The 22,315-nt window shown below is 44.3% G+C and carries 21 protein-coding genes and 1 pseudogene; 3 read left to right on the plus strand and 19 right to left on the minus strand.

Annotation, left to right across the window (positions count from 1 at the left end; genetic code table 11):
- Positions 1 to 33: 33 nt before the first annotated feature.
- The 13 genes from tolB to BAE46_RS09890 form a co-directional block, all read right to left on the minus strand.
- Complete coding sequence (gene tolB / locus BAE46_RS09830; protein ID WP_238528949.1) at positions 34 to 1,380, minus strand: Tol-Pal system beta propeller repeat protein TolB; 1,347 nt, start codon at positions 1,378 to 1,380, stop codon at positions 34 to 36.
- A 53-nt stretch (positions 1,381 to 1,433) separates the two neighbouring features.
- Positions 1,434 to 2,309 carry a cell envelope integrity protein TolA gene (gene tolA, locus BAE46_RS09835; protein ID WP_070112604.1) on the minus strand — a complete coding sequence of 292 codons (876 nt, stop codon included), beginning with the start codon at positions 2,307 to 2,309 and terminating at the stop codon, positions 1,434 to 1,436.
- A complete protein-coding gene (gene tolR, locus BAE46_RS09840) occupies positions 2,299 to 2,721 on the minus strand; it encodes a protein TolR (RefSeq protein ID WP_006005017.1) in 423 nt (140 codons plus the stop codon). Before tolR ends, tolA begins: the two co-directional genes overlap by 11 nt.
- On the minus strand, positions 2,722 to 3,417 hold the full coding sequence (tolQ, locus tag BAE46_RS09845; protein WP_006005016.1) for a protein TolQ: 696 nt from the start codon (positions 3,415 to 3,417) through the stop codon (positions 2,722 to 2,724).
- Positions 3,418 to 3,428: 11 nt separating this feature from the next.
- Positions 3,429 to 3,821, minus strand: a complete 393-nt coding sequence (gene ybgC, locus BAE46_RS09850; RefSeq protein ID WP_006005015.1) for a tol-pal system-associated acyl-CoA thioesterase — start codon at positions 3,819 to 3,821, stop codon at positions 3,429 to 3,431.
- A 264-nt stretch (positions 3,822 to 4,085) separates the two neighbouring features.
- On the minus strand, positions 4,086 to 5,090 hold the full coding sequence (gene ruvB / locus BAE46_RS09855; RefSeq protein WP_006005014.1) for a Holliday junction branch migration DNA helicase RuvB: 1,005 nt from the start codon (positions 5,088 to 5,090) through the stop codon (positions 4,086 to 4,088).
- A 62-nt stretch (positions 5,091 to 5,152) separates the two neighbouring features.
- Positions 5,153 to 5,776 carry a Holliday junction branch migration protein RuvA gene (gene ruvA / locus BAE46_RS09860; RefSeq protein WP_006005013.1) on the minus strand — a complete coding sequence of 208 codons (624 nt, stop codon included), beginning with the start codon at positions 5,774 to 5,776 and terminating at the stop codon, positions 5,153 to 5,155.
- A 45-nt stretch (positions 5,777 to 5,821) separates the two neighbouring features.
- Positions 5,822 to 6,343: a crossover junction endodeoxyribonuclease RuvC gene (gene ruvC / locus BAE46_RS09865; protein ID WP_006005012.1), complete on the minus strand. Its 522-nt coding sequence runs from the start codon at positions 6,341 to 6,343 to the stop codon at positions 5,822 to 5,824.
- A gap of 63 nt (positions 6,344 to 6,406) precedes the next feature.
- Positions 6,407 to 6,874 (minus strand): dihydroneopterin triphosphate diphosphatase, encoded by a 468-nt coding sequence (nudB, locus tag BAE46_RS09870; RefSeq protein WP_006005011.1) that lies wholly within the window; start codon positions 6,872 to 6,874, stop codon positions 6,407 to 6,409.
- 52 nt (positions 6,875 to 6,926) lie between these two features.
- Complete coding sequence (gene aspS / locus BAE46_RS09875) at positions 6,927 to 8,705, minus strand: aspartate--tRNA ligase (RefSeq protein WP_070112606.1); 1,779 nt, start codon at positions 8,703 to 8,705, stop codon at positions 6,927 to 6,929.
- A 245-nt stretch (positions 8,706 to 8,950) separates the two neighbouring features.
- Entirely contained in the window at positions 8,951 to 10,015 is a 1,065-nt protein-coding gene (locus BAE46_RS09880) for an ABC transporter ATP-binding protein (protein ID WP_006005009.1), read from the minus strand.
- The gene (locus BAE46_RS09885; protein WP_006005008.1) at positions 10,012 to 11,637 is read right to left on the minus strand and encodes an ABC transporter permease; all 1,626 of its coding nucleotides are present in this window, start codon (positions 11,635 to 11,637) and stop codon (positions 10,012 to 10,014) included. The genes BAE46_RS09880 and BAE46_RS09885 overlap by 4 nt, the downstream gene beginning before the upstream one ends.
- 83 nt (positions 11,638 to 11,720) lie before the next feature.
- Complete coding sequence (locus BAE46_RS09890) at positions 11,721 to 12,665, minus strand: extracellular solute-binding protein (RefSeq protein ID WP_244885004.1); 945 nt, start codon at positions 12,663 to 12,665, stop codon at positions 11,721 to 11,723.
- Positions 12,666 to 12,958: 293 nt separating this feature from the next.
- Here BAE46_RS09890 and yciH point away from each other — a divergent pair, with 293 nt between their 5' ends.
- From yciH to pheA, 3 genes and pseudogenes are all read left to right on the plus strand, one after another.
- Positions 12,959 to 13,285: a stress response translation initiation inhibitor YciH gene (gene yciH / locus BAE46_RS09895; protein WP_006005006.1), complete on the plus strand. Its 327-nt coding sequence runs from the start codon at positions 12,959 to 12,961 to the stop codon at positions 13,283 to 13,285.
- A 131-nt stretch (positions 13,286 to 13,416) separates the two neighbouring features.
- Positions 13,417 to 13,575 (plus strand): annotated as a pseudogene (locus BAE46_RS15225) (response regulator); the annotation flags it as partial.
- A 184-nt stretch (positions 13,576 to 13,759) separates the two neighbouring features.
- The gene (gene pheA, locus BAE46_RS09900) at positions 13,760 to 14,938 is read left to right on the plus strand and encodes a prephenate dehydratase (RefSeq protein WP_006005003.1); all 1,179 of its coding nucleotides are present in this window, start codon (positions 13,760 to 13,762) and stop codon (positions 14,936 to 14,938) included.
- On the opposite strand, the gene tyrA is transcribed toward pheA, so the two are convergent.
- The 6 genes from tyrA to modA all read right to left on the minus strand — a co-directional run bounded on the left by tyrA (position 14,935) and on the right by modA (position 21,996).
- Positions 14,935 to 16,110, minus strand: a complete 1,176-nt coding sequence (gene tyrA / locus BAE46_RS09905; RefSeq protein WP_006005002.1) for a bifunctional chorismate mutase/prephenate dehydrogenase — start codon at positions 16,108 to 16,110, stop codon at positions 14,935 to 14,937. The genes pheA and tyrA overlap by 4 nt on opposite strands.
- 46 nt (positions 16,111 to 16,156) lie before the next feature.
- Positions 16,157 to 17,245: a 3-deoxy-7-phosphoheptulonate synthase gene (locus BAE46_RS09910; protein ID WP_006005001.1), complete on the minus strand. Its 1,089-nt coding sequence runs from the start codon at positions 17,243 to 17,245 to the stop codon at positions 16,157 to 16,159.
- 323 nt (positions 17,246 to 17,568) lie between these two features.
- Positions 17,569 to 19,107 (minus strand): AbgT family transporter, encoded by a 1,539-nt coding sequence (locus BAE46_RS09915; protein WP_006005000.1) that lies wholly within the window; start codon positions 19,105 to 19,107, stop codon positions 17,569 to 17,571.
- A 165-nt stretch (positions 19,108 to 19,272) separates the two neighbouring features.
- Complete coding sequence (locus tag BAE46_RS09920; protein WP_006004999.1) at positions 19,273 to 20,466, minus strand: ATP-binding cassette domain-containing protein; 1,194 nt, start codon at positions 20,464 to 20,466, stop codon at positions 19,273 to 19,275.
- A 10-nt stretch (positions 20,467 to 20,476) separates the two neighbouring features.
- Positions 20,477 to 21,184, minus strand: coding sequence for a molybdate ABC transporter permease subunit (gene modB / locus BAE46_RS09925; protein WP_006004998.1), 708 nt, complete (start codon positions 21,182 to 21,184; stop codon positions 20,477 to 20,479).
- Positions 21,181 to 21,996, minus strand: a complete 816-nt coding sequence (modA, locus tag BAE46_RS09930) for a molybdate ABC transporter substrate-binding protein (protein ID WP_070112610.1) — start codon at positions 21,994 to 21,996, stop codon at positions 21,181 to 21,183. Before modA ends, modB begins: the two co-directional genes overlap by 4 nt.
- Positions 21,997 to 22,315: the final 319 nt, after the last annotated feature.

Raw genomic sequence — 22,315 nt, forward strand, 5'->3', positions numbered from 1 at the left:
TGAATAAAGACGCGTATTGTATATGTCTTTTCATCACAGTAAAAATGGCGACCAACTGGGCGATTTAACTTGCCCGTCGGTTGCCGGTAATAACGCTTTGAAGCGCCCATCTAGAGATACCAAAGATAGCACTTGTTGTCCTTCATGAAGAGTACTATATATGATCATACTCCCATTAGGTGCAATACTTGGTGATTCGTCCAAAAAGGTTTTCGTGAGTACCAGCATGTCGCCAGTTTCTCGGTCTTGTCTAGCGATATGATAGTCGCCCTGAGTGCGGTTTACGACAATTAAATGTTTGTTGTCTGGGGTAATCGCCGCACCTAAATTCATCTCACCATCAAACGTGATTCTTTTTGAACGCTTTGTGGCTAGGTTCACTTCATAAATTTGTGGCCTGCCGCCTCTTTCCGACGTGTATACAATACTTTTACCATCGGGCGTCCATTCAGGTTCGGTGTCTATTGCTCTGTTTTGTGTAATGCGCTCTAATTCTTTCGTGGCTAAATCCATTACGTAAATTTCGGGGTTTCCGTCTTTCGATAGCACCATGACTAACTTGGTGCCGTCAGGTGAAAACGCGGGCGAGCTGTTAATGCCGGGAAAATTTGTAATACGCGTACGCTGACTAGTATAAATATCTTGGATGAATATTTGTGGCCGTTTGCCCTCAAAGCTAACATAGGCCAATTTATTGCCGTCAGGGGACCATGAGGGTGACATAAGCGGCTCTGGAGACGACAGCAAACGCGTTTCATTCGCGCCGTCGTAATCGGCAATAACTAGTTGATAAGGCAGTGGGTCAGTGTCACGATCGCGCACCACAATGTAGGCAATACGGGTTAAAAACGCGCCTTTTTCACCCGTGAGCGCTTCATAGGCAATATCGCTAATAATATGCGCGTATTGCCTGAAGTCTTCCGCTAGTATGATTTTTTCACGACTTACAATAATGTGGTCTTTAGCCATCACCAAATTACCGTCTATAAGGGTTTTTGATTCGCCGCCGGTCAGCTGGGCGCGCAGAACGTCTATTAACTCAAACTTAACCAAATATTGGCCATTTTGCACAGCGCTTATACTGCCTGTTAATACAGTATCTATACCTTTTTGCGCCCATGCAGAATAATCCATCTCGGTATCTGATGATGGAAATTGCGGCATGTTCGACAAACTCACAGGACTAAATTTACCGCTTCGCTGTAAGTTATTGCCAATTACATCGGCTAGACTCTCTGGCAGTATGCTTGCACCGTCCCACTTAAACGGCACCACCGCAATAGGGCGAGCGTTGTTCATGCCCTCAGTTATCACTATGCGTAAATTAGACTGTGCTTTAGCCCATTGGCTATGCGCAGCTAGGCCTATGGCACATAGCATCAGTAGCATTAATTTTGTGGGCACCACGCGCACTAGCCGCTTCATTGTACTCATTATCTCTCCGGTGAAACTTCAATATCAAATTGTCTAAATTGGGCCATTACGTCTGGATCTTTCGACATAGGTAAAGTCCCTGCGCGTAATATAGCAGCTTTGGCAATGCGGCAAAGCGCTGGCTTGCCCGATACAGCCTCTACTCTTAACACTAGGCCGTCGGGAGCGAGGCGGACATTAACCAAACAGGTCTCGCCAATAAAGCCGCCGTCGGTTTCTAAAAATTGCTGCACTTTAGAATGCACCAAGGCTTTATACTTTTCGACTTCGCTTAATACTCTTCGCTGATTTGCTTGCGACATACTCGCCTGCTCTTCTTGTAACTGCTTAGCAAGCGCCTTATCCAACGCTTCTTGTCGCTTTTTTTGCTGCGCTTCTAAGGCGGCTTTTTCTTGTTCTTGCTTTATAAGCTGTTGTGCGATGGCGCGTTCTTTTTCTTGTTCTCTTTTTAATTTATCTTGTTGTTCTATTTTTTGTAGCTCTTGCTTTTTGCGCGTCTCATCAACCTGCTTCTTACGTAACGCTTCTTTTCTTTGTGCTTCTTGGCGCTGCATATCTTGTTGACGCTTTTGCGCCGATGCTTCGGCTTGCGCGATTTCACGTTTTTGTTGTTCAATCACATTACTGTCGATAAACGTGGCTTTTACAATATCTGGCTGCAATGCAGATGCACTCGCCTGGGGTGCTACAAACTTTAATGGTTTTGCCGAAAAATTAAAACTGACTAATAAACTAATCAGTATTGCACCGTGCAGCGCCACCGACTTAAACACGGGCGATCGCAGCACTTTTTTAACACTGCTATATCTAGAAAGCATGCTACCTGCTTCGGTATTATCAACCTTAGCGTCTTTCGTCATAGCGTTAAGACTCATCCGGATCGGTCATTAGCCCAACGGAGGGCACGCCGGCGCGCTGCAACATTACCATCAGATCGATGACTTTTTCATATCGAACATTGCCATCGCCGTTCACCACTACAGGTGTGGTTGGCGCGACTAGCAGCCGAGTTCTCACGAGCTCTGCTACCGCCGCACCGCTCATAGCGTTAGCGGGCTCATCTCCCACGTTTAAGTAATACAACCCGTCGGCATCTACCGATACGATCATCATCGGTTCGTCTTCGGTCTGGATCGTTTGTGCTTCTGCTTTAGGTAAATCGACCTGTACGCCTTGAGTCACTGCGGTTGCGGTAGCCATAAAAATAACCAGCAGCACCAGCATAACATCTATGTAGGGTACAACGTTTATTTCAGAAACAGGTTTGCGGCGTTTACGAACGTACATTTACTTCTCCGCTACTTCGCTTTTGCTGGCCAAACTCTGGCGATGCAATATGGCCGAAAATTCTTCCATAAAGTTACCATAGGTGTTTTCAATCTTTTCCACTTTGCTGCTAAAGCGATTATAAGCAATGACTGCAGGGATAGCCGCAAACAGCCCAATGGCGGTGGCAATGAGTGCTTCGGCAATGCCCGGCGCAACCATTTGTAAGGTGGCCTGTCTGACTTGGCCAAGTGCAATAAACGCCGTCATAATGCCCCACACAGTGCCTAGCAAACCGATATAAGGTGAAATTGACCCAACCGTGGCTAAAAACGGCAGACGCTGTTCTAAATCATCTACTTGTCTAGACATGGCAACTCGCATTGCTCTGTATGTGCCTTCATTAATTGATTCGGGTGAGCTAGACGCAGTCTTGCGCATTCGTACATACTCTTTAAATCCCGAGCAGAATATTAATGCACAACCACTCAAATCGTCTTTTTGTGTTAAATCGGCATACAGCTTGTTTAAATCGGCGCCCGACCAAAACAACTCTTCAAACTCCTTCACTTCGTTAGTTGCTTTTCGTAATGCCGCGCCTCTTTGAAATATGTAGGTCCAGCTAACGATTGAGGCAGCAATTAACAGCAGCATAATAAATTTAACAACAAAACTGGCTTCTAAAAATAGATATAATACTGACATTTCAGAATTCACTGCGTACTTCCCTAATTAATTGCGTTATATAGTTCTTTAGGTATGGCTGTTGGCCGTGAGCGCTGTGTGTTGACACAAGCTACTTTTACCTGTGCACTAACCAACAGGACATCATTTTTTCTTATTTCTTGAACAAAGCTCAAGCTCGCCCCTTTTTTTTGCACCACTTGGCAGCTTACGCTAAGTACGTCATCAAGCTTTGCGCTTTGGATAAACGCAATTTTCATATCTATGACGACAAAACCTAAAGATTGTTCCAATAAATTCTGTTGCGAAATATCAAGCGACCTAAGCCACTCGGTTCGGGCTCTCTCCATATATTTCAAATAGTTAGCATGATACACAATACCGCCTGCGTCGGTATCTTCATAATACACTCGTGATTGTATATCAAACTTATTCATGTATGCACTTAATATCGATGGACTTATCATGTTAACAGAGTGATAAAACTTATGCTTTATAATAACTTATGATTTTACAAATAAATACAACCATGAATTAATCTAATCCAAAATGTAAATTTTATTATCTTGTCTGGAGTGTAAATTTATTTATAATAACCACATAATAAATTCTAGCGATTATTTAAGCTTTTATTTTTTTATGCACTTCCTTCCAGTAAATAGTACTTTTGCCTGCACTATGAAAATATGTGCGGGCTTTTTTTATTCTTTTATATCAAAACCTAAATGCAAATAAGCGCTGTCGGTAGCAATTCTACCTCGAGGAGTACGCTGCAGGTAACCTTGTTGAATCAAAAAAGGTTCAATCACATCTTCTATTGTTTCTTTTTCTTCGCCTATTGCCGCTGCTACATTGTCTAAACCCACAGGCCCACCGTTGAATTTATCAATAATAGCCAGTAACAACTTTCTATCCATAAGATCAAAGCCTAACTTGTCTACATCTAGCATATTCAACGCTAAGGCAGCAACTTCGTCGGTTACGGTGCCATTGCTTTTCACTTGCGCGTAGTCACGCACTCGCCGCAGTAGACGATTTGCAATACGCGGCGTACCGCGGGAGCGTTTAGCAATTTCAAGCGCGCCTTCTTGGGTCATGTCCATGTTTAAATGTTTGGCACTGCGCGTGATGATACTGGTTAAGTCGACTATTTTATAGAACTCTAAGCGCTGTGTAATGCCGAAACGATCGCGCAGCGGCGACGTAAGCGAGCCTGCTCGGGTGGTCGCGCCTATTAGAGTAAAGGGTGGCAACTCTAATTTGATTGAACGCGCCGAGGGTCCCTCTCCTATCATTATATCAAGCTGATAATCTTCCATCGCCGGATACAAAATTTCTTCTACCACGGGACTCAAGCGGTGGATTTCATCAATAAACAACACATCGTTTTCTTCTAAATTAGTCAACAGCGCGGCTAAATCGCCAGCTTTTTCTAATACCGGACCCGATGTGGTCTTAATATTCACGTTCATTTCATTGGCAACAATATACGCAAGCGTTGTTTTACCTAGTCCCGGTGGCCCAAAAATTAGAACATGATCGAGTGCGTCTTTGCGCGCTCGGGCCGCTTCGATAAATATTTCCATTTGGTCGCAGACCGGTTTTTGGCCCACGTAATCAATCAGCATTTTAGGCCGTATGGCCCGGTCAATAGCAACATCGTCTGATTGTTCTTGGGGTCGTAAAATACTGTCGGCTTCAATCATATGTTTGTTCTCATGTGGCCTTGATCGTATATGGGTAAATCAATTGTGTGATTTTTTATCACTTACACCATCGATTTAAGTGAATCGCGAATAAGCTTTTCGCTGCTCGCATCTTCGCTTGCAATCTTTCTAACGGCGGTTTCAGCTTGGTTTCGCTTATAACCTAAGGCTATAAGAGCACTCACCGCTTCATCTATCGCACTTACTTTTGCAACCAGCAACTGCGACTCCGACCCGCCCGTTGCCATTGGCTTATGAATGCTCAAGTTAGGCAAGGTTTCTAAATCGTTAAGCTTGTCTTTTAGTTCAACCACCAAACGCTCAGCTGTTTTTTTACCCACGCCCGGCATTTTAACCAGAGCAGTAATATCTTCATGCATTACTGCGCTTACAAATTGATTGGCCGACATGCCCGACAGTATTGTACAGGCAAGTTTAGGCCCCACGCCGTTTGCTTTTATCAACACTCTAAACAAAGTTCGTTCTACGCGATCGACAAAACCAAATAATAGCTGAGCGTCTTCACGTACCACAAAGTGAGTATACAAGGTAACTTGCATAGCAATGTCTGGAAGCTGATAGAAGCTGGTCATGGGCAACTGAATTTCGTAACCTACCCCGCCCACGTCTAATACGATTTCAGGGGGTATTTTTTCAACAATAATGCCGGTGAGTTGCGCTATCATAATGTGGCTTTTATCTTCTTATAGTAAAGCTTTTGAATGTGATGATTATTGTAAACGTCGCCGAACTGTTTTAGTAGCACTACCCGCCATTTTAATCATACTTTGTTGGGTGTGTAAGTGACATAAAGCAACCGCAAGCGCATCGGCAGCATCAGCTTGAGGCGTTTTACCTAGCTTGAGCAAATGGGTAACCATATGCTGAACTTGGATTTTATCGGCGCTGCCTTTGCCTACCACCGATTGTTTTATTTGTCTGGCTGAATATTCAAATACAGGCAAGTCAACACAGGTCGCTGCAACAATAGCAGCGCCTCTGGCTTGGCCAAGCTTGAGCGCCGAATCGGGGTTTTTAGCCATAAACACTTGCTCGATGGCAAACTCGGTAGGCTTGAACTGTTTTATTATTTCACTGACCCCGTCATATACATTTTTAAGACGTTTGGGCAGGCTTTCATCCATTACTTTTATACAGCCGCTGCCTAAGTACTCAGCTTTATTGCCTCTTATGCCAATAATACCGTAGCCGGTGATACGCGATCCTGGATCTATCCCAAGTATTATATGCATATGCAATGCCCTAGCCTTATGTATTGAACCAACGTCAAGAGTATTATTGGAGCCAGCTGTAGATTAAGCATCAATCGTTTTTGGTACAAACTGACTTATAGCCCACTTATTCGTGCTTGACCACACTTTTGCCATGGCGTCTTGTTTGTTTAACCACTCGTAAGCCGTATGCTCAGTTAAGATAATTGTCGAATTTGCAGGCACCTGGGCGCAGAACACATATTCGAAGTTTTTGGTCACGCCTTTCGGGTATCGGTACAGCCAGTCTTCTCGAATAAGATATTGATTTACCAGCCTGCAGTCCATTAAGTGATGTAAAAACCCCGCTTCGTTTGTGTGCGCAAAGCTCAAATTTATACCGGTTTCTTCTAACACTTCTCGCGCTGCAGTTTGAATGGGCACCTCGCCCACTTCCATGGTACCGGTAACCGACTGCCAAAAGTTGGCGTCGTCTATGCGCTGCAGCACTAGCACTTTGTTATACTCGTTATACAGCACTATTAGCACCGATTCGGGTCGCTTTAGTATCATTACTACCTTTGGTCGTGGTTATTGCTATTGTTTATATTGGTGCAAACAATCACTATTCACTCCCAGCGTCTTTGCTAGGGTCGATTAAGGTTGCAATAGACAGCTCTTTTAACTGCTGAGGGTTAGCTCTACCCGGTGCACCCGTTAACGGACAGGCCGCGGTATTTGTTTTAGGAAACGCCATAACGTCTCGAATAGAGTCCGCGCCAACCATTAGCATTACTAAACGATCTAAACCAAAGGCTAAGCCAGCATGCGGGGGAGTGCCGTACTTTAAGGCTTCCAGTAAAAAACCAAATTTTTCTTGTGCTTCTTCACTCTCAATTCCCAGTAGTTCAAATACCTTAGCCTGCATTTCCATAGTATGAATACGCACTGAACCGCCGCCTAATTCAACCCCATTGAGTACCATATCGTAAGCATTTGACAGCGCTTCTTTAGGATTATTACTTAGTTTCTCTATGCTGCTGTCACTCGGGGCAGTAAAAGGATGATGCAGCGCATGTAGGCGACCGTCGGCCTCTTCAAACATGGGGAAATCTACAACCCAAAGCGGTTTCCACTGGCCTTGCAACAGCGATAAATCTTCGCCTAACTTAATTCGAAGCGCCCCTAATGCCTCGGTCACGGTGGTATAATCCCCCGCGCCAAAGAGCAAAATATCGCCGTCTTCGGCTTTTGTGGCACTCAAAATGGCGTCAATTGCGACGGCATCTAAGAATTTAAGAATGGGGCTTTGTAAGCCTTCTAGGCCTTTTGCTAATTCGTTTACTTTAATCCACGCCAGACCTTTTGCGCCATAAACGCCCACAAAACTGCCGTATTGATCAATTTGTTTGCGCGAAAGTGAGGCGCCGCCGGGCACGCATATAGCCGCCACGCGGCCGTTTGCGTCGTTAGCTGGCCCACTAAATACTTTAAATTCTATGTGCGTTAATGCACTGGCCACATCGGTAAGTTCTAGTGGATTGCGAAGATCAGGTTTGTCACTGCCGAAGCGGCGCATAGCCTCTGCAAAGCTCATATGCGGGAAGTTACCTAAGTCTACCTTGAGTAATTTTTGAAATAATTCTTTGACTAAGCGCTCGGTAATTTCCATTACACCGCCAGCATCTAAAAACGACGTTTCTATATCTATTTGAGTAAACTCTGGCTGCCGATCGGCGCGTAGGTCTTCGTCACGAAAACACTTAACTATTTGGTAGTACTTATCCATGCCGCTCATCATAAGCAGTTGCTTAAATAGCTGAGGGGATTGCGGCAGCGCAAAAAACTCGCCTTTATGCGTGCGGCTTGGAACTAAATAATCACGCGCACCCTCGGGCGTTGCTTTGGTTAGAATAGGCGTTTCTATATCTAAAAAATCGTTGTCTTCTAAAAAACGACGGACAATAGAGGTAACTTTTGAACGAAATATTAAACGATTAGTCATTAGCGGGCGGCGCAAATCAAGATAGCGATATTTTAAGCGCTGCTCTTCACTATTTTCTTGGTTCCAATCAAGCGGTAAGGCCGGCGCCTTATTAATTATCGTGACTTCTTTGGCCAGTATTTCAATAGCGCCGGTGCTCATATCTTTATTTACTTGTGCATTAGGACGGGCTCGCACGATGCCTGCAACAGACAAACAAAATTCGCTGCGCACGCTTGAGGCAGTCTCAAATGCGCTGGCGGTATCTGGGTCAACCACCACTTGTACAATACCTTCACGGTCGCGTAAATCGATAAATACTACGCCGCCTAAATCGCGACGTTTATTTACCCAACCGAACAAGGTAACTGTTTGATCAAGATATTTTGTGTCTATTTTTCCGCAATAATTAGTGCGCATTAATACAACCTTTCCCTATAAATATTGATGTGAAACTCAGTAGATGTTAATTGGTAAGCTCTACTTGAGCCCTAACTGTAAACGATTCGTTAGCTAAAGTATTATAAACTAAAGATGAAACAGACTAAACGAATCAAAAGAATTAATTAACCTTGATACCCATGCGTAAGCAAATTTACGCAATCTACAGTACAAAACTGATTTTGCGTGATATAGCTCACTTAGGAGCTTTTCAAAAATCACTTTTAAAAACTGATCACATGCTCAACTTCTGCGCGTATGCCAAAGCTTGAACCAATGCTATGATCGTGATGACTAGGCGCAAAACACAACACTTTTTCATTTGATGGCGAAAGACTTAATTCGTAGCGAATAAAAGCGCCTCTAAAATGCTTCTCTTTTATAATCGCTTTGGTGGGGCTAGCATCATCGTGTATTACATCGTCTGGCCGCAGCAATATTTTGACCGTGGGAGTGTGCGAATAATCATCGCCGCTTAAGCGCATTTCACCTAGTGCTGTTTTTGCAAACCACCCTTTTGCACGCTCTACTGTTTGGCCCTCTATAAAGGCACCCTCACCTATAAACTTAGCCACAAAGTAGCTTGTCGGTTCGTGATATAGGTTATAGGCCGATGAAAACTGCTGTAAGAAACCATTCGCCACCACCGCTATTTTGTCGGCAAAAGCAAAGGCTTCTTGCTGGTCGTGAGTAACTAAAATAGCGGTCAAACCAAGCTGTTGTATGATCTCGCGTACATCGCGTGCAACTTGCTCACGTAAGGTAGGATCGAGGCTTGAAAAGGCTTCATCCATTAATAAAATATCTGGCTGTGGGGCTACCGCTCGCGCAATCGCTACTCGCTGCTGCTGTCCACCTGACAGATCTGCTGGGTATTTATGCGCAAGAGCTGCAATACCCATTATGTGCATGTACTTCATGGCGGTGGCTTGCTTATCATCGCGACTTAACTTGCCTAAACCAAATTCGATATTCTGTTGCACGGTTAAATGCGGAAACAGCGCAAAGTCTTGAAAGACCACACCAACTGAGCGTTTGTTAGGCGGTTTAATACTGTTTGAGTCGCTCATGCGTTGCCCATTAATATCAATGCTGCCGTTTGCCACTTCAATAAAGCCAGCAATAGCGCGCAGCAAGCTTGTCTTACCGCTGCCTGATGGCCCCAAAACACAGGCAATATCGGCCTTTTGAATGGCTAAATTAATATTGCTCAAGACCGGCTCAGCGCCATACGATATGCTTAAGTCCTGTATAGACAAAACAGGTAAATTGACTTGGTTAGTATTCACTTTCTGCGTTTCTCAAGGCTCATGGTTAAAAAGATAACAGGCAATAAACCCGCAATGACGATGCTTACGGCCGGAAGCGCAGCGTCTATCAAACGTTCGTCAGACGCCAACTCGAATGTTTTAACGGCCAGCGTGTTCACATTAAACGGGCGCAAAATTAATGTTGCGGGCAGCTCTTTTAGTACATCGACAAAGACTAAAATAAACGCACTGACTAAACTCGCTCGCAATAAGGGGATATGCACTCTTTGCAAGGTTTGAGCGGTATTTACGCCCAAACTTGCAGATACTTCATCTACATTTGGTTTAATACGCTCAAGCCCGGTGTCGGTATTGTGCATGGCAACACTTAAGTATCTTACCGCATAGGCAAAAATGAGGATGGCGATACTGCCAGACATTATTAGCCCGGGTTGCCAGTCAAAAAAAGCGAGTGTAAAACGATTAATATTAATGTCTACCGCGCCTGAAACCTGCACTACTCCAACCGCAATGACCACACCGGGCAAAGCATAGCCTAAACCTACAAATTGACTCGCCAAGGCTATTTTTCGACTCGCGAAACGGCGTTTGCAATAGCTGATCACTAAGGCCAGCGACACAATAAGCGCTGCGCTTATAAAAGCTAACTTCAAAGACGTGCCCAGTAAAGGCAAATAATCGATAAAGACGCCTTTGTCAAAATACTGTGCAGACCACCACATAAGCTGAATGAAGGGAATAATAAAGCCAAACACAGCCGGTATTACGCACAAAACAAACAAGCCTGCAGACTTCAATGGTGTCGTTGTTTTTGCCTTTATGCTGCCGGCGTGCCTAGATTGGTAGCGACTGTGGTGCTTGCGGCTGCTTTTTTCTATCCATAGTAAAACAAATACCACCAAGCATAGCATAGTAGCTAATTGACTCGCGGCCGTCGCATTACCCATGCCAAACCAGGTACGGTATATACCGGTGGTAAAGGTGTTTATACCAAAATAGGCCACGGTCCCATAATCAGCCATTGCTTCCATCATGGCTAGCGCCGCGCCTGTAATTATGGACGGTCTTGCCAAAGGTAACGCGACTTGCTTCATATGTTGAAAACGCGACAGGCCGGCTAGTTTTGATACCAAAGTAAACTGCGCCGATTGCTCGCTAAACGCCGTTCTGGCAAGTAAGTATACATATGGGTAAAGTACTAAAATCATGACCAACACCGCGCCTTCAAGACTGCGGATATCGGGCAACATTTGTTGATTAAACGGCGCCTCAAATAGTGTGCGCAAAAATTGCTGTAGAGGTCCTGAAAAATCAAGCATGCCGGTGTAGGTGTAGGCAATAATATAAGCAGGCATGGCTAATGGCAGCAAAATTAACCAGTTGAGTAAGGATTTGCCGTAAAAAACATAGTTGACCATAAACCACGCCAAATAGGTGCCTATCACCGCGGTGCCTAGGCCGACCCCTATTGCCAACACCAAGCTATTAAATACGTAGCTACCCATTACGGTGCTAAGCAAATGCGACCATACCTGCGTGTCAAAATTGGCCATGCTGGCAAACACAACTAATAACGGGACTGCAAAGAGTCCCGTTATTGTCCATGTGCTTATTTTAAGTAGGCTTATTTTGGCGTACATGTAAAATCAAAGATGACGTAATAAGGTATCTATATTCTACCGTATTTGAAGCAGAAAAATAGCGAAAACGCACAGCTTAATGTTTATTTCCAGCCGGCTCGGTCCATCAGCATTAAGGCTTTGGCATTATTTTCGCCTATTTTGGTAAGCGGTACTGTCTGACCCTTAAACTCACCAAAGCTAGCTAGTTCTTGACTTACGGCAACGCCCTCAATCACGGGGTATTCATGATTGACTTCTGCGTACCATTTTTGTGCTGTTTCGGTGAGCATATACGCCAACAGTTTTTCAGCGTTTTCTTTGTTTTTAGCATATTTTGTAATAGCGGCACCTGACACGTTGACATGCACCCCCATCTCATTTTCACCCTGATCATACCACACCACCTCTATCTGCTGCGCGACTTGGCGCGTGTCTTGATCTTTACTGGTTAACATACCGCCTAAATAGTAGGTATTAGCAATAGCCACGTCGCATTCACCCGCTGCGAGCGCTTTTATTTGGTCACGATCGCCGCCTTTAGGGGAGCGTGCAAAATTAGCCACCATGCCTTTGGCCCACGCTAAGGTTTTCTCATCGCCCCAAATTTCAATCAGCGCCGACACCATCGACTGATTATAAATATTGCTAGACGAGCGAATACAAATACTGTTAATAAACTCAGTGCCGACCAACTGCTCTAGGCCGGTAATAGGCGCATCGTCAAACGTACCCTTTCTGACCATTATAGGTCGTGCACGTTTAGTTAGAGCAACCCACTGCTTAGTTTCTTCTACCCAATACTTTTTGGCAACGTCTGTCACGTCTGCAGACTCAATGGCTTGGGTTAAGCCCATATCTTTGGCGCGCACTAAGCGTCCCACATCGGCTACTAACAAAACGTCGGCTTCGGTAAACTGTCCTTCGGCCTTTATACGGCTCAATAGGGCGTCGCCCTTACCGGTGACTAAATTAACCGCTATGCCACTTTGCTGCGTAAATTTATCAAGCAAGGGCTTTATTAATGCTTCTTGGCGACCCGAATACACGTTCACCTCTTGTGCGAAAACTTGCAGCGAACCGCACAGCAAAATCGCTATACAGACTAATGGTTTGATGCTGAACAGTTTAAGCGATACTGAATTGATAGTTGAAGTGTTAATAAAGAGCTCCTTTGCTATTAAATGATAATAGTTCTCACTAAGATTAAGCGAGTATAACGAGAACGAAATAAAATAGCGAATGGTTTACTTTTATTTAGTAATTGTCGAAGATAGAATGTGACTTTGCACTTTGGCATCTATTTTGTACGGCATTTTACACTTAAGGACACACCGTCATTATGAACGATTCACGATTAGTATATTCGACCGACCTAGGGAGAATTAAGACAAACGACAGTCAAGCCAAGGGCCAAGCACCGAAGGGCGATGGCATTGTGCGGCTCAAGCGCGTCACTAAAGGCAGAAAAGGCAAAGGGGTCAGCACAATTGAAGGTCTTGAGATGACGCCAAGCGAACTCAAAGCCCTTTGCAGCGAATTTAAAAAGCAGTGTGGCTGCGGCGGCAGTGTGAAAGGCTTTATCATAGAAATACAGGGAGACGTACGCGAAAAATTAAAAAGCATCTTGGAAAACAGAGGGTTTAAGGTAAAACTGGCAGGCGGTTAGTCAATAGGCAAAAGCAGTGATCGACCAAAACGATGTCGACGTCGTGGACAGCTCTATGTATTTAGTTGACGGCAGCGGCCTTGATATTCTAAAGTATTTAAAAGAACAGAACAGCGCGGCAGGCCTTCCTTAATCCCTGCACCACACACATCCTTATGGTTACCTCGGAGGCGAGCGGCAGTATAAACATGACTAATCTCCAGCAAGCAGGCGTAAATGCCTTATGTAACAAGCCCTTTGATTCGGACGAAGTACGCGCAATTCTGTCTAGATTGCTAGAACAGGCATAAGATAAATCGAATAATTCATTGACAGTGATGCCCTCGTTTTTTACATTGCAGTGTCAACGTATACTTTACTTGCCGCGAGGCGCATATGGGGATCTCCTTTTAGGCAAAATATTGCCATGGGAGGCACGCAAGATTGTTTGTTATTTGAGCAATTGAGCACTACTACTACTTCAGGAAAAAACACGTGTCAATAGATGTCTTAGCTTCAATCCGAGAGCAAATAACCAAAACCGACAGTGAACTTCTCGCGCTCATCGCACAGCGCCAAAAACTCACCGCGCAGGTAGCAGAAACTAAAGTGAAGCATCAAATATCGGTGCGCGACAAAACGCGAGAAGAACAACTGCTTGTGCGTTTAATCAAGCAAGGCAGAGAGTTTGGTCTTGACCCTCATTTTATTACCAACCTGTTCCAAGTCATTATTGAGGACTCGGTGCTACAGCAGCAGGCGATGCTGCACGAATGGGCTAATCCCGATTCTCGCTTGCCCTTAAACCGTGTTGCCTTTTTGGGTAAAAAAGGCTCCTATAGTTATTTGGCTACGCAAAAATATTTTTCGCGCAGGCCCGGCGAATTGGTTGAAATTGGCTGTAAAAGCTTCGCTCAAATTATTGAAAAAGTAGAAACGCATGAAGCTGACTATGCCGTGTTACCTATAGAAAACACCAGCTCAGGCAGTATTAATGAAGTGTATGACCAGTTGCAGCACACCCGCTTGAATATTGTAGGTGAACTGACTCATCCTATAAAGCACGCGCTACTAGTACATGATGGGGCGCAAAACATAGATATTAAAACGATATATGCACACCCTCAAGTATTTGCACAATGTAGCCATTTTTTAGCCGAGTTTGGCAATGTAGAGGTGAAAACCTGCGACTCTACTTCCGACGCTATGATAAAAGTAAGTGAATTAGCCTCACCTCATGCCGCAGCAATAGGCTCTGAAGAAAGCGGCGGTTTTTACGCCCTTAAATCGATAAAGTCTAATTTAGCCAATCAAAAAGAAAACCACAGCCGCTTTATAGTGGTGGCGAGTCAATCCATAAAAGTGCCTTTACAAGTGCCGGCGAAAACCACGGTAATAATGTCTACAGTGCAATCGCCAGGGGCGCTTTGTGACGTACTACTGGTGTTGAAAGAAAATAATATTAATCTAACCAAGCTTGAATCAAGGCCTATCAACGGCAATCCATGGGAAGAGATGTTTTATGTTGACGTAGAAGGCAATACTGAAGACGGCCCTATGCAAACAGCCTTTGATAAACTGCGCGGTATGACGCGTTATTTCAAGGTCTTAGGCTGCTACCCAGTTGAAAAAGTCTCGCCTACCCGAATAGCAGCGAGCAAGGCATTAAGCTAAACGTTTTTGCGCAGCAGGCGACCATCGTCTGCTTTTAAAAGCATTTGCTTACTGTCTTTTAAACACTGCGAAGCATATTCACCAAACCAGTTTTCGACGTCTTTGAAGCGCGCGATGAATGCTTCTTTATCTTGGCTTTTTAAAAGCTTTATGGCATCGCCAAAGCGTTCGTGAAATCGCTCTAGCAGGGCAATGTTATCGCTGTCGTTAAAAATAATGTCGGCGTATAAAGACGGTGCTTGCGCAAACAGCCTGCCGACCATGGCTAATTCAAGTCGATAAATTGGCGAGCTAAACGCAATAAGCTCACTTAAATCAGGATTTTCTTGCTGCAAGTGTTGACCATACACAAAGCTGTTGAAATGGCGCATTACCTGAATAAAAGCCATCGCTTTGTCGTGCACTTTAGCCTGTGTTTGATGAATTTGTGCGCCCCATACTTCCATTTGCGCGATGAACCATGCGTAAGCCGACGGCAAACGCCCGTTGCATACCACCACCACTTGTTTAATCATGCCTGGTGCGTCTGGTCCAAACATAGGATGCAGGCCTACTACCGGCCCGCTGTGTTGCTCCAGCATACTTGCAAGAGGCGCTTGTTTTACGCTGGTAACATCGGCCAAAATACAGTCTTGAGGCAGCGGCGGTAGCGCTTCAATAAGACGAATAGTTTGATTAATAGGCACAGAAAGTATGACTAAGTTTGCGCCGTTGAGCAGTTCGGCGCGCTTATCCCAATTATCTTTTTCAATAATAGTAACCTCGTACTCACTGCTTTGAAACAGTGTCACCAGCACTTTACCCAAAGCGCCTTTGCCGCCTACAATCACCACTTTATGAATGTCAGGGTTGGTTTTGGCATAGTTTGCATGCTGCGAATAATACGAATCTCGCATCGCGCGGCGCAGCACGTCTTCTATCAAATCGCCCGACACACCCATATGCTCTGCCTGTTCTCTGCGCTTGGCAATTAAACTGGCTTCGCGTTGGGGTACGTAAATAGGCATACTGTTGGCGCGTTTTACAACCCCAATTGATTGAGTGAGCTTTTGGCGCGCCGCGAGAAGCTCGACTAACTGGGTGTCTAAGGCATCAATCTCATCTCTAAACCCGGTGAGTAAAGCGCTAAGCTTTTCGTTATTGCGATTGTCTTCAAAGCGATCTTGACTCATTTAGCTGCGTGGCCTTTTTATGCAAATATTTATTAAACAGACCGTTTCAAGCACGGTCGTGTTTTTGTTGGCGCATGGGCAATACGGTGATGAGCTTGTCACGGGCCCCATGAATGAGTGAATAGGTATCTTCCCAGCTTATGCAACCGTCGGTAATTGAAACGCCGTATTCAAGCTGCGCAACTTTCTTACCGTTTGAACTTTGATTGCCCGCGTGCAAATGGCTTTCTAACATGATGCCAATAATAGACTGATTTCCCTCTAAAATTTGATTCACCACATTTTGCGCTACCAAGGTTTGACGCCTGTAGTCTTTTGACGAGTTAGCGTGGCTGCAGTCAACGACTAACGACGATTTTACGCCTTGGGATTGCAATGAAGATTCACAGTCAGCAACGCAGACTGAGTCATAGTTTGGCTGCTTACCGCCACGCAAAATAATATGGCCATCGGGATTACCTTCGGTTTTTATAATACTAACCTGCCCTTCACGGTTAATACCCATAAAGCTATGACCCGATGCGGCCGACTTGAGCGCGTTAATGGCAATACTCAAACTGCCGTCGGTGCCGTTTTTAAAGCCCACCGGCATAGACAAGCCGCTGGCCATTTCTCGGTGGGTTTGTGACTCAGCAGTGCGTGCGCCGATAGCTGCCCAGCTGAAAAACTCGCCTAGGTACTGCGGGCTAATAGGATCAAGAGCCTCGGTGGCAACGGGCAGTTCTAATTCTGCTAAAAAGTTGAGTAAATCGCGTCCTTTGCGAAGCCCTGTTTCAATATCGAAGGTGTCATCAATATGCGGGTCATTAATTAAGCCTTTCCAGCCGGTCGTCGTCCGTGGTTTTTCAAAATACACGCGCATCACAATAAACAAGGTGTCTTTATTCAATTCATGCAGCTCTTTTAAGCGCAAAGCGTACTCTTTTGCTGCTTTAATATCATGAATTGAACAGGGTCCGCACACCACTAATAAACGATGATCACGACGATGAATAATATCGGAAATGATGCCTCTTGCTGAGCGCACATAAGCAAGTGCTTTTTCGGTAGCGGGCATTTCTTGTGCAAGCTGCTGTGGCGTGATTAGAACTTGTTCTGATGAAATGTGACGATTATTGACGGTGTCTTTTTGCATGTGTGTTTTCTTAAATTATGTGTTAAATAAAGGTAGCAGCATGGACTAGCTTGCTATTGAACTTGGTTACACAAGGGCTATTGCTATTATTATACGCATCAATAAGCGCTTAAGCTGGCTAGCTGACTTGCACTACTAAATAAGACTTTGAGAAAGACCTATGAAGATTAAGCATAACGCTTCATTTGTTTTAACAAACTTGCTTGTAATGAGCAAGTAAAAAGCGTCGAAACCCAAAGAAAAAGGCGCTTAACGAGTATTATGTCGTTAAGCGCCTACTTTTCACAAGTTCATGATTTTACCGTTTATTCAACTAGCGCGTGTTAAGCAGCAGGATATATGTAGCTTGACTGAATACCTAAGGGGATGCCTAAAGACCAGTAAATGAGTAAAAACACGGTCCACGCTAGCAGCAAGCAAATACTATAGGGCAGCATTAACGATAGCAATGTACCAATACCGGTGCCTTTCACATAGCGCTGACAGTACAATACTACTAAGGGAAAATACGGCATAAGCGGTGTAATAATGTTACTCGACGAGTCGCCTATTCTATAAGCTATTTGAGTAAGGTCTGGTGAAATACCAAGTTCCATCAGCATAGGCACAAATATAGGCCCTAACAGCGCCCACTTAGCGGAAGAAGATCCCACGAATAAGTTGACGAAAGCGGTCAGAAAAATGATACCTACAATAGTCACCATAGAAGGTAGCTGCAGCGCCTGTAACATCCCTGCACCCTCAATTGCTAGGAGCACGCCCAAATTAGACTTACCAAACGCGTCTATAAAAAGCGCACAGAAAAACGCCATTACAATGTAGTAGCTCATACCATTCATTGCTTTGGTCATGCTGTCTATCATGTCTTTGGTGCTTTTATACACACCAGCCATGTAGCCGTAAACCACGCCGGGCAATAAAAAAAGTAGGAATATAATTGGCACTATCGACTGCATAATAGGCGCTTGGAAGGACGTTAGCGCGCCTTCGCTGTCTCGCATAGGCGAGGTTTCAGGAACAAGTACTAGCACCAGCACCACAATACCGGCAAGCATGGCAAGTGATGCCGCTCTTAAAGCTTTTTTCTGCTTTTGATCTAACTCTTCAAACTTGGGAATTTCGTTAGAGTCGCCATCAACTTCAACATTTTTAAGCCGCGGCTCAATCACTTTATCGGTTAAATACCAGGCGATACCCACTACTAAAAATGACGATGCAGAGTTAAATATCCAGTTGTTAAGCGGGTTAATTTGAATATTAGGATCTAAAATACGCGCGGCTTCTTGGGTAAAACTTTGCAGTAAAGGGTCGATAGCTGAAGGAATGAAGTTTGCACAAAACCCACCGCTGACGCCCGCAAAGGCAGCGGCTATACCAGCAAGGGGATGGCGTCCCATGGCGTAAAAGATGACGCCGGCCAGTGGAATAACTAATACATAGCCTGCATCGGTGGCGGTATGGCTGACAATTGCCACCAGCACTACCATAGGCGTTAAAAAAGTCCGAGGCGTTGAGTCGAGCATGCGCTTTAAACCCGCACTGATAAAACCAGAGTGCTCTGCAACACCTACGCCTAACATTGCCACAAGCACCACGCCAAGAGGCGCAAACCCAGTAAATATAGTAACCATGCGCGACAAGAAGTCAGCTAAAGATTCACCCGTGAGCAGATTATTAATGACCACCGCTTGGCCAGTGCGAGGGTCGAGTGCGTCAAACGCAAACTGCGACATTATGGCGGACAAAAACCATACTACGAGTAAACATAAGAAAAATATAATGGCGGGATCGGGTAGTTTGTTGCCGACTACTTCTACTTTATCAAGGGCTCTAGTTGCCCAAGTGGATTTTGCTTGCTGCATAGCCACTGGCTCCATGTTGTTGTTATTGTTGGAATGCTTAAGGTTTTATTGCTTTTAGGGGCCTAAATATAGCAGTGTAATAAAAATTAACAATGTTTAAAAAGGATTGGCTAAGTATTTTTTGCAGTTCAATAGTAATTTTATTGATGGCGCTAAGTAGGAAACTTACAAAGCTTTGCACACAAAATAAAGTTTTTCATCTACTTTTATATTAAGCGTTTGAAACGACTTTATGGTAATTAAGGAATGAAATACCTGCCCATGCCATCTGCCGCTTACCACTACCCCCGTGGTGTTCTCAATGATATTGCTAATGCACACGGGGAAGCAGTTGACCATACTCGTTTGATTGTTGTCGTGGCGCGATACGCTTAACTGATTGGCGTTTAACGCAAAACTACGTGGCTCACCTTTTTGTGGAAGCAGCAGTGCGCTGACAAATTGGTTATTATTCATTTCGGCACTGTTCACGCTCGGCACTTTTACGTAAAGCCTGCACGCATCCGTCTGGACTCTACTTTTGTCTTTGCTTTTGTTTTGGCCGTTGTTTTGGCTTTCGCTGACCGCTTCAGATTTGCTTAATAACCACACCTGCAATGAGCTGTCTTGATCGTCTATATGGCTAAATATTCCATTCACGGCGCAAAAGTAATCAGCTTTATTAACCTCAACATTTTGAGTACTGCCTATTTGATAATCAACAGCGCTTTTGATCGACATTTGATTAAGCACCGCGCCCTGCTCTATGACTATGACTTCACTGGCACACAGGCTCAATTCTTTTAAAGAATGACTCACCATAATTGCGCGAAAACCGTTTTTGCTTGCGAGTGTTCGCAGCACCTGATGCATGACTTGCCGCAGTTTCCAGTCAAGTGCTGAGAAGGCTTCATCGAGTAAAAGCAATTTTTTACCTGTTAACAAACCACGCGCAAAACATACCCTTTGTTTTTCGCCGCCTGATAGTTGCCAAGGCATTTTTGACATAAGCGACGAAATGCCGCATAAACCAAGCACCTCATCTAAGTCTAAAGAATTGGACTGACGACTTTCACTGTGTCGAATAACTAGCGTGAGGTTTTCTGCCACATTCAAATGGTCAAATAAAGCACTGTCGGCGCCTATATAGACACATGGATTGTAGCGCCCTTTTGTATTTATACAGTGCATGGGTAGATGCATGGTGCACTGTGCTGCGTTAACGAGGCCAGCCATGACTTTAAGCATGGTTGTTTTACCTGCGCCAGACTCTCCGAACATACCGACAATTTTATGCTTATCATCAATGGTGACCTCCATTTCAAACACCTGCTCTTGATGTTTCGATAGTTTAATTTTATGCCACAGCTTTATATTCACAGCTTTATATTCACAGTAATGCACCGTGGCGCTGTTGAGCGGAAAATAAACGCGCTTGACGATTAAATTTATATAACAGCGTTAAGCTAACCAAACTAATCACCAGCAAAAACATAGAAAGTGCATGCGCCTGCTCATACTGCAGCGATTCTACTTGGTTAAACAATGCAATAGACACCACTTGGGTTTTGCCGGGGATATTGCCGCCTATCATCAAAATCAACCCAAACTCCCCTAGCGTGTGCGCAAAACCTAATGTTGCTGCACTGATTATACTGGGGCGAATGATAGGCAGAATAATAAATAAAAATCCTCGTATAGGCGAAATACCTAGGGTGCTAATGGTTAATTTTACGTGAGTGCCCAGTTGGCTAAAAGCCGTTAACAGAGGCTGTATGACAAAGGGCAATGAATAAATAATTGAACCAAACAATATGCCATTAAAGCTAAAAATAAACTGCTCGCCCGTGATCGTAATCCACAGACTTCCTAGATATGAGTTAGGCGAAAACGCAGTTAACAAATAAAAACCCAAAACGGTGGGCGGCAGCACCAAGGGGAGCGCCACAAGGGCCTCAAAAAAAGGCTTTAACTTGCCTTTATAATGCGCCAGCCACCAAGCAAACGGTAAGCCAATGAGTAATAAAATAACCACCGTAATCGTGGCTAGCTTTAAGGTTAGCCATATTGCAGGCCAGCTTTCTAAAAGCGCACTCACTGGCTCGCCTCATTTATAGGCAAATAGCCAAGGCTAGCAAGTTTTCGCTGTGAGTCTTGTGACCTTACGAAATCTATAAATAATTGTGCATGCTCTTTGCGACTCGATGAATTAGCAATAACGACGTCTTGAATAATAGGTGGGTATCGCTCGCTAGGCAGCACAAAGTAGTCACTATACTTAGGATCTTTAAGATTAATTAATGCATTGATCAGAACAGATTCAGCCAGCAGGCCTACTTGGGCATTGCCAGAATCTACAAATTGAAAAGCTTGGATCACATTTGCCCCTAGCACTAATTGTGTAAACACAAACGCTGAATTATTCAAGCTATCAATGTAGTTTTTTGCGGCGCTGCCAAAAGGTGCAAGCTGCGGGTTTGCAATGGCAAGCTTGCCTGATATATCAAGCGTATTGGTGCTATTTAAGCCTTCAACTAACCATTGCGGCGCAGGAAACAACACTAAATTGCCGCGAGCATAGCTTTGCCGAGCGCTGGCTAATTCATTTTCTTCTAAGGCAATAGGCCGCTGAGTATCCGCTGAAAAGAACAAATCAAAAGGCGCTCCGTTTGACAATTGAGCGAACAAAGTACCGCTAGAGCCCACTACCAGATCGATAGGCTGCGATGACCAAAACGGCGACTCTGCAATTAAGATTGATAAGGGAAAATGAAAGTTACTAGCAACCGCGATTGTTAAAGAAGATGTTTCCCGTTTATCGCTGGCACTTGGTTTGGTCGCGTCGCTGCAGGCAAATAGAATTGCCAGTAAAACAAAAATAAAACTGATAATTTTGACCTTGCGCATCATATACTAACAGCAACCCTTCCCTTTTATAATCGAATGCGAACACTACAACAATACTCGGCTAATACCAAGGTTGACAGCTGCCTATTTAGATAAATACACAGGTCACATAGTAACAGCTAATCCTAATAAGTTAATAAGCACAGGCCTATTGTCTTGCAGCAGATGACACAGAGTATATTACTGAAGCGACGCCACAAAGGCATTGGTCGCCCCTTGAAGTATGCCTTAGAACATTCATTTCAACGTAAAAATCAATGAATTTAATCACGACTATGCTCACCTAATTCATCTACGCATCAATAGGACATAAAAATGGCAA

It is taken from the genome of Glaciecola punicea, assembly GCF_001756615.1.
GTDB classification, from domain to species: Bacteria; Pseudomonadota; Gammaproteobacteria; order Enterobacterales; family Alteromonadaceae; genus Glaciecola; species Glaciecola punicea.